We start from the raw sequence: 6,495 nt of genomic DNA, 5'->3' as shown, positions 1-6,495 counted from the left end.
TATATCGCTGGAAATACAAAATAGATGATTTTTCTATTGTATAATGTTTATGACAATCAATCCATTGATATGTTATTACGGAAACGCTATACTAGTGACCTAGGCAGTCATCCAATACTTACAGTTATCGTCATTTTGTTATTCGACAATAATATATAATTTCCTTCGACGGCAATAAAAAAATAATAACTCAACTTTCGGTGCGGCCAAGCATGGGTTGTGAAGTTTAGCAGGTGGAAATCCTGCTTGGAAAGGTCAGCAATATGCGAAGACTTTTTCCACTTAAGCACTAAGCTTGCAGGTGAAATATTGCAAAAATTTATCAGCTATTAAGTTAAACTTGCAATAGTTGGTGATTTTTCAATGTACAGGCTCACCCAGAAATATTATTCCTAAGATGGCCACACCAACTGCACCTATTCCTGTCCAGACAGCGTAAGCAGTTCCGATTGGCAAGGTTTTAGTAGCGTTTGCTAAAAAATAAAAACTTAATGTCATTCCGGAAATAGTTAGAATAGATGGTGTTATACGAGTAAAGCCATTGGTTTCTTTTAAGGAAATTGCCCAGATTACCTCAAACAATGCAGCAATGAATAAATAGAGCCAAGCCATATTGATGTTCCTTTCTGTTGAAAAAATAAAAAACCCGGGGGATATTAATTTAATATCCTCCCGGGCTTTTGTCCCTCCGTGAACACGATTATCCGTGGTGTTTCTCTCGGACCAGTCCGATTGTTTAATCGCGGAACCCTAGAAACAATAACAATATTTTATTACACTCAGTCTACGGCTAATGTGTCCAGTTGTCAACAGGCTATTTATTGGGTAACTCAGATTACTTTCAAAGTAAAGTAAGAACGTGTCTTACCAAAATCACTACAAGGTCTGGTTGAATATATTTTACTCTATTGCTATTTGGAGTTTAATATAGTATCATTGACTTATCGCTAAGAACAGGAGGTACGGAGAGATGTGTAAAACTGAATTAATCTTAGTTAACCACAAATTAAATATAGAAATTCAGGAGAAGGCACATCTTTATTGCTGACTGTTTTTACTCTTATACTACAAATTCAGTAAGAAACAAAAGCGAGGATGTTCTCCTCGTTTTTTTGTGCCCTTCTCCGCAGATCAATCAGAAAAGGAGATAGGGCGATTTGAGTGTGATATTTGAGGGATTATACAAGAGTTACCATGATAAGATGGTATTTGCAAACATTAGCGGTATAATAAGTGCTGGTGAGAAAATTGGTTTTATTGGCAGTAATGGAATAGGTAAAACAACACTTTCCAGAATTTTGGCTGGTATGGAGCCCCCTGATAAGGGGAGTATTGAGTGCATTCCACATAATGCACTAATAGTGTATTTGCAACAATACCCGAATTTTAGCCCAGGTGCTTCCGTGTACGAAGAATTGTATGAAACGGTCAGCAATAATTTGAATGGGTATGAACCAATTGATACGATTGTAAAAAAATCTTTACAACAAATAGAAATCCATGAATCTTTATGGGATCAGAAAGCAACAAGTTTAAGCGGCGGCGAAAAAACTAAACTCATGCTCTGCAAAGTCCTTACACAGGATTTTGACTTGTTGATACTTGATGAACCTACGAATCATTTAGATATAGATAGTGCAGCGTCATTGGAAAAAATCATCAAGCGAATCAAACAATCGGTTCTTGTCATTTCGCATAACAGATACCTATTGGACCGTGTGGCAGATCGGATATGGGAATTAACTGCCACTGGCTTAAATACCTATAAAGGAAATTATTCAGCGTATAAACTACAAAAAGAAAATGAATTAAAGCATATCGCTAGAGAGTATGAGAAGCAACAATCACGAATTAAGCAACTGAACCAGGCTATACGCCGGAGAAGGAATTGGCTGGCAAGCGCTCAAAAAAACTCTGACTATAAAAATGCTGCCAAAACACAGGCCAGTGCAATTAAGGCAAAAGGAAAAGAGCTTGCCCGATTACTAAATAATAAAATAGAAAAGCCGCGACAATTCCCGGTCCCCGCATTCGACTTGATAAATGAATTTCCTGCCCAGAGTAATAAATTATCCCCTGTTATTATACGCGCGAACCAATTATACAAGGCCTATGGGGGTAATGTCGTGTTACAAGATCTGTTCTTTACGATTGGCAGGAATGAAAAAGTAGCCCTAATGGGTGAAAACGGCGCGGGTAAAACCACGCTCTTAAAAATACTCTGTGGTCTTGACCAGGATTTTCAAGGTCAATTATCTTTTGACCCGACCCTTAAAATAGGCTACTTTTCTCAAGGATTTGAAGAGCTTAATGCCGATAAAAATATCCTTGATTACGTTATGACTTCAAATAAATCAATAGAAGATATTCGAACCCTTCTTGCTTGCCTGCTTTTTAGGAAAAACGATGTTTTTAAAAAGATTAAAGGGTTGAGCATGGGAGAAAAAAGCCGGGTGGCATTTGCCAGGCTGATTTTATCAGGCGCAAACTTTCTTGTTTTAGACGAACCTACCAACTATTTAGATATTACTGCTAAGGAAAAAATCGAAGACGTCATGGAGCAATATGCGGGCGGCATTCTATTCGTCTCACACGATATTTATTTTGTACAGAGGATTGCTACCAAAATTTTGCTACTTGAGCACGGCTCGCTGAAATGTTATGAAGGAAATTATGATTATTACCTTCGAAAGAAAAAAATTGAATGCACACTAAACAACGACCAATTGGATTTTATAATAATTCGCAACCGTATCCTGCAACTCGAATGTGACTTGGCGTTCATTGGTGGGAAATTGAATGATAGGTTAAGTGAGGAAGAGAAGAAAAGTCTCAATGAGGAGTATATAAGAAAATCGCAAGAACTGAAGGCGTTAAGGCAACTTGTGTGATTCACATGTTAATTTATTTTATATTTAGTGTATAATATGTTTAAAATGTTTAGCATCTCTAACTATCGGGTAGGTTAATTTAATAAAAAGGTTTATATTAACTGACTGACACTATTTTAGTCTTTTTGAGGAGATGGGGTAAGATGAAAACAGAAAAAGATAAGATGTTGAACGGTGAGATATATTATCCAAATGACCAAGAATTACTAAATGAACGAAAAAAAGCACGAAGACTAACCAGATTATATAATCAAACATTAGAAACGGATGAAGTTAAACGGACTGAACTATTAAAAGAACTGTTCGGTTCAACTGGAGATAATATATACATAGAGCCGACTTTGCATTGTGATTATGGCTATAACCTTCATATTGGTGAAAACTTTTATGCCAACTTTGATTGTGTATTCGTGGATGTATGTGAAATTAGAATAGGTGATAACTGTTTCATTGGTCCAGGCGTTCACATATATACAGCTACACATCCACAAAATCCCTTTGAAAGAGCAACAGGGGCTGAATACGGAAGACCAGTAAATATCGGTAATAATGTATGGATTGGCGGGAAAGCCGTTATAAACCCTGGAGTTAAAATAGGGAATAATGTGGTTGTTGCTTCTGGAGCAGTGGTGATAAAGAGCGTACCTGATAATGTAGTTGTAGGCGGAAATCCCGCAAAAATAATTAAACAAGTCGAGGCATAATGCTGTTTCATTTATCGCCTTAATGTGCTAACGTTAAGCAATATTTAAATAAATTATATTTGCTGCATATTTCAAATAAAATGTGCAGCATTTTGCTAATGTAAACCGTTAGTGCAATGGATTAGCCTTTTCTTGGAGCTTTACTTGATATAAGACGGTTAAGTCCAATTAATAAACAAGTTACACTAATTGTCCATAAAACACCTGAAGTTCCTATGCTCAACGATGCATTTTCCGAACCCATAGGATTATTGTGTTCAAAAGTATTTATTGCTTCAATAAGTTTGTATCCTGCAAAGGCAAAAAAAACAGTATGTCCGATGAACCAGCCGAATGTTTCTTTACTGAATCTATTATGGAGCCAAATAAAAATCAAGGAAATTAATTCAAGTCCCATCACTGTTGCAAATCCCCAATTCAATAGTCCGTATACTTCGGCCTCTAGATACATTATACCACCTCCGTTATTAGACGTTTGACACCCTATTATAGTTTCCTGCTTTTTATTATTGATTGCGAACAATACTGCCCTTTAGTTGAAAAACCTTCTACTGTGAATTTCAAAGATTTTATAAATGTGAGGAGTTTTTTATGTTGACCAATTTTGAAAAAGCTATGGAATTAACCGGCAGGAGTGCGCATGCGGAGGGTTTGAGGGAAATCGAGTTCCCTATGACATTCATATTCTGCTTTTATACGCAATAAGGAACTGCCACAGTAAAATGATGGAAAACCCGCGTTAAGACATTTATAGAATGAAAAAACCGATTTTCCCCATGATAAGGATAATCGGCTTTTTAACATAATATTTTTCGAATTATATAGATGCCCAGGAAAATTAAAAAAATGGTATATAGGCTTTGGGGCATACTATAACAATAGTATAACTCACAAAAAAGAAAAAGTCTATTCTTTTTTGGGGATTTCCATTATATTTTTAATGCTGGCTTCCAAGCAAAATAAAATTTGGGAGGTTTTAATGTGGAAAAAGTAAAAATCAAAAATTATCCTATGGTAAGTCCTGCTCCAACTGTCCTTGTCGGAGCCAATGTAAATGGCAAGCCTAACTATGCCACCGTTGGGGCATTTGGTTACGTGTGTCTGGAACCAGTGTTTTACATCTCATTAAAAAGCACTCATCATACAACTATTGGGGTTAAGGAAAATGGATATTTTAGTATCAATGTACCCTCGGCAGATATGGTTCAAAAAACAGATTATTGCGGTATAGTATCGGGAAAAACAACAGACAAGTCAATTGTGTTTACTCCGTTTTATGATGAACTTGAAAAAGCTCCCATGATTAGCGAATGCCCGTTGAATTTTCTCTGTAAGATTGTTCAAAGCATTCCTATTTGCGGCTTTGAAGTGTTCTTTGGGGAGATAGTTTCTACATACCTAAATAAGCAATGCTTGACAGACGACAAGGCTGACCCACTAAAAATCAATCCGATGATTATGATGGGCACCAGTTACTTTGACTTAGGTCAGGCTGTGGGGAATGTGTTTAAAGAAGGTGTACAATATAAGAAATCACAAAATATATAATAAACAAATAATGTCAGTAACCACGCCATTTAGTCATCGGCAATGTCTACGGTAATAAAGAGTTGCTTACCGCATAGTTGAAATATTATGGGATTTTGGAGGGTTATAAAGTTCTTATATATACCGGTGATGGTGACATGGTGCAATTGGTCAATGATAATATAACCGTTTTGCTGAAGAAGTTTCAAGCCTTTTTGTAAGACTTTAGTTTTTTAGCAACAGTATTGCTGAGCATATCGACATATTTCGACATATCCTCCATAATAGTTTTTATAAACCTATAATGGAGGGATTGTATGCTTAATTTGGAAAAATTGTCCTTTGGGTATATGGAATACTGCCAATATCAAAAAAATTTAAATCATAAAACGCTCAAAGCCTATAATATCGATTTGAAACAATTTATTGATTTTATCTACAATTATAATGGCGAACTAAGCAGAGTAAGCCTCTCAGATTATATAACTTTCCTGCATAAAACATATAAACCCAGAAGTATTAAAAGAAAAATTGCAAGTGTAAAAGCATTTTTAAACTATCTAGAATATGAAGCTATTATAGAAGAAAATCCCTTTATGAAAATAAGATTGAAAATAAAAGAGCCATTAACCTTACCGAAAACCATTCCGATTAAAACGATCCAGTTAATATTTTCCACCGCATACCAGAAACTGTCACAACAAAAAAACACCTCTTTATATCAGTACAGCACTGTTCTTCGTGATATTGCCGTATTAGAATTATTATTTGCAACAGGTATCCGGGTCTCAGAGCTTTGTTCTTTGATGAGCAGAGATGTTGATTTGCTTGAAGGTACTATAAAAATATACGGAAAAGGTTCAAAGGAGCGGATTGTTCAAATTGGCAATCAGCAGGTTCTCACTTCACTTAGCAACTATAAAAATGCTTTTAAGGATGAAATACTAAATGCGGGATATTTTTTCATAAATCGTCTACAACGCCGCTTGTCAGAACAATCTGTTCGAATAATGATTAATAAATATGTTGAAATAGCAGGATTGTCAAATCATATAACACCACACATGTTTCGTCATTCTTTTGCCACGTTACTTTTGGAAGAGGATGTGGATATCAGATTTATACAGAAACTTTTGGGGCATAGCTCAATTATTACAACGCAGATATATACTCACGTAGCATCAAATAAACAGAGAGATATCCTGACATCAAAGCATCCACGCAATAGAATTATGGTTTAGCTTTTACTTGTCTGTAATATTTAACAAAAACTTCCAATTCATCAGTGATGGCGAATTGGAAGTTTTTTATTGGAATTATATGCCAGTATTTGCAGCAATCACCGTTTCGAATGCAGGATAATTTGTAATTAT

At 35.7% G+C, this 6,495-nt stretch carries 5 protein-coding genes, 2 pseudogenes and 1 riboswitch; of the genes and pseudogenes, 5 read left to right on the top strand and 2 right to left on the bottom strand.

All coding sequences use genetic code 11. The annotated features are described in order from the left end of the window. Positions 1 to 252: 252 nt before the first annotated feature. A pseudogene (locus DCCM_RS17365) lies at positions 253 to 330 on the top strand (DUF4180 domain-containing protein); the annotation flags it as partial. A gap of 36 nt (positions 331 to 366) precedes the next feature. Here the strand turns inward: DCCM_RS17365 and DCCM_RS17360 are convergent. Next, positions 367 to 612 (bottom strand): annotated as a pseudogene (locus tag DCCM_RS17360) (DMT family transporter); the annotation flags it as partial. A gap of 55 nt (positions 613 to 667) precedes the next feature. Next, a riboswitch (guanidine-I (ykkC/yxkD leader) is annotated at positions 668 to 765 on the bottom strand. Positions 766 to 1,163: 398 nt separating this feature from the next. Here DCCM_RS17360 and abc-f point away from each other — a divergent pair. Together abc-f and DCCM_RS17350 are read left to right on the top strand one after the other, a co-directional pair. Continuing rightward, the gene (abc-f, locus tag DCCM_RS17355; RefSeq protein ID WP_231702838.1) at positions 1,164 to 2,891 is read left to right on the top strand and encodes a ribosomal protection-like ABC-F family protein; all 1,728 of its coding nucleotides are present in this window, start codon (positions 1,164 to 1,166) and stop codon (positions 2,889 to 2,891) included. Positions 2,892 to 3,034: 143 nt separating this feature from the next. Beyond that, positions 3,035 to 3,595, top strand: coding sequence for a sugar O-acetyltransferase (locus DCCM_RS17350; RefSeq protein ID WP_104373653.1), 561 nt, complete (start codon positions 3,035 to 3,037; stop codon positions 3,593 to 3,595). Between the two features lie 121 nt (positions 3,596 to 3,716). Here the strand turns inward: DCCM_RS17350 and DCCM_RS17345 are convergent, their stop codons facing one another. Then, positions 3,717 to 4,046, bottom strand: coding sequence for a hypothetical protein (locus DCCM_RS17345; protein ID WP_104373652.1), 330 nt, complete (start codon positions 4,044 to 4,046; stop codon positions 3,717 to 3,719). Positions 4,047 to 4,576: 530 nt separating this feature from the next. Here DCCM_RS17345 and DCCM_RS17340 point away from each other — a divergent pair. After that, complete coding sequence (locus DCCM_RS17340) at positions 4,577 to 5,143, top strand: flavin reductase family protein (protein ID WP_104373651.1); 567 nt, start codon at positions 4,577 to 4,579, stop codon at positions 5,141 to 5,143. Between the two features lie 296 nt (positions 5,144 to 5,439). Continuing rightward, a complete protein-coding gene (locus tag DCCM_RS17335; RefSeq protein WP_104373650.1) occupies positions 5,440 to 6,363 on the top strand; it encodes a tyrosine-type recombinase/integrase in 924 nt (307 codons plus the stop codon). Positions 6,364 to 6,495 lie beyond the last annotated feature (132 nt).

The organism is Desulfocucumis palustris (assembly GCF_002933875.1).
Taxonomy (GTDB): domain Bacteria; phylum Bacillota; class Desulfotomaculia; order Desulfotomaculales; family Desulfocucumaceae; genus Desulfocucumis; species Desulfocucumis palustris.
The sequence above is the reverse complement of the archived record's forward strand: the minus strand, read 5'-3'. Positions and strand labels throughout refer to the sequence as shown.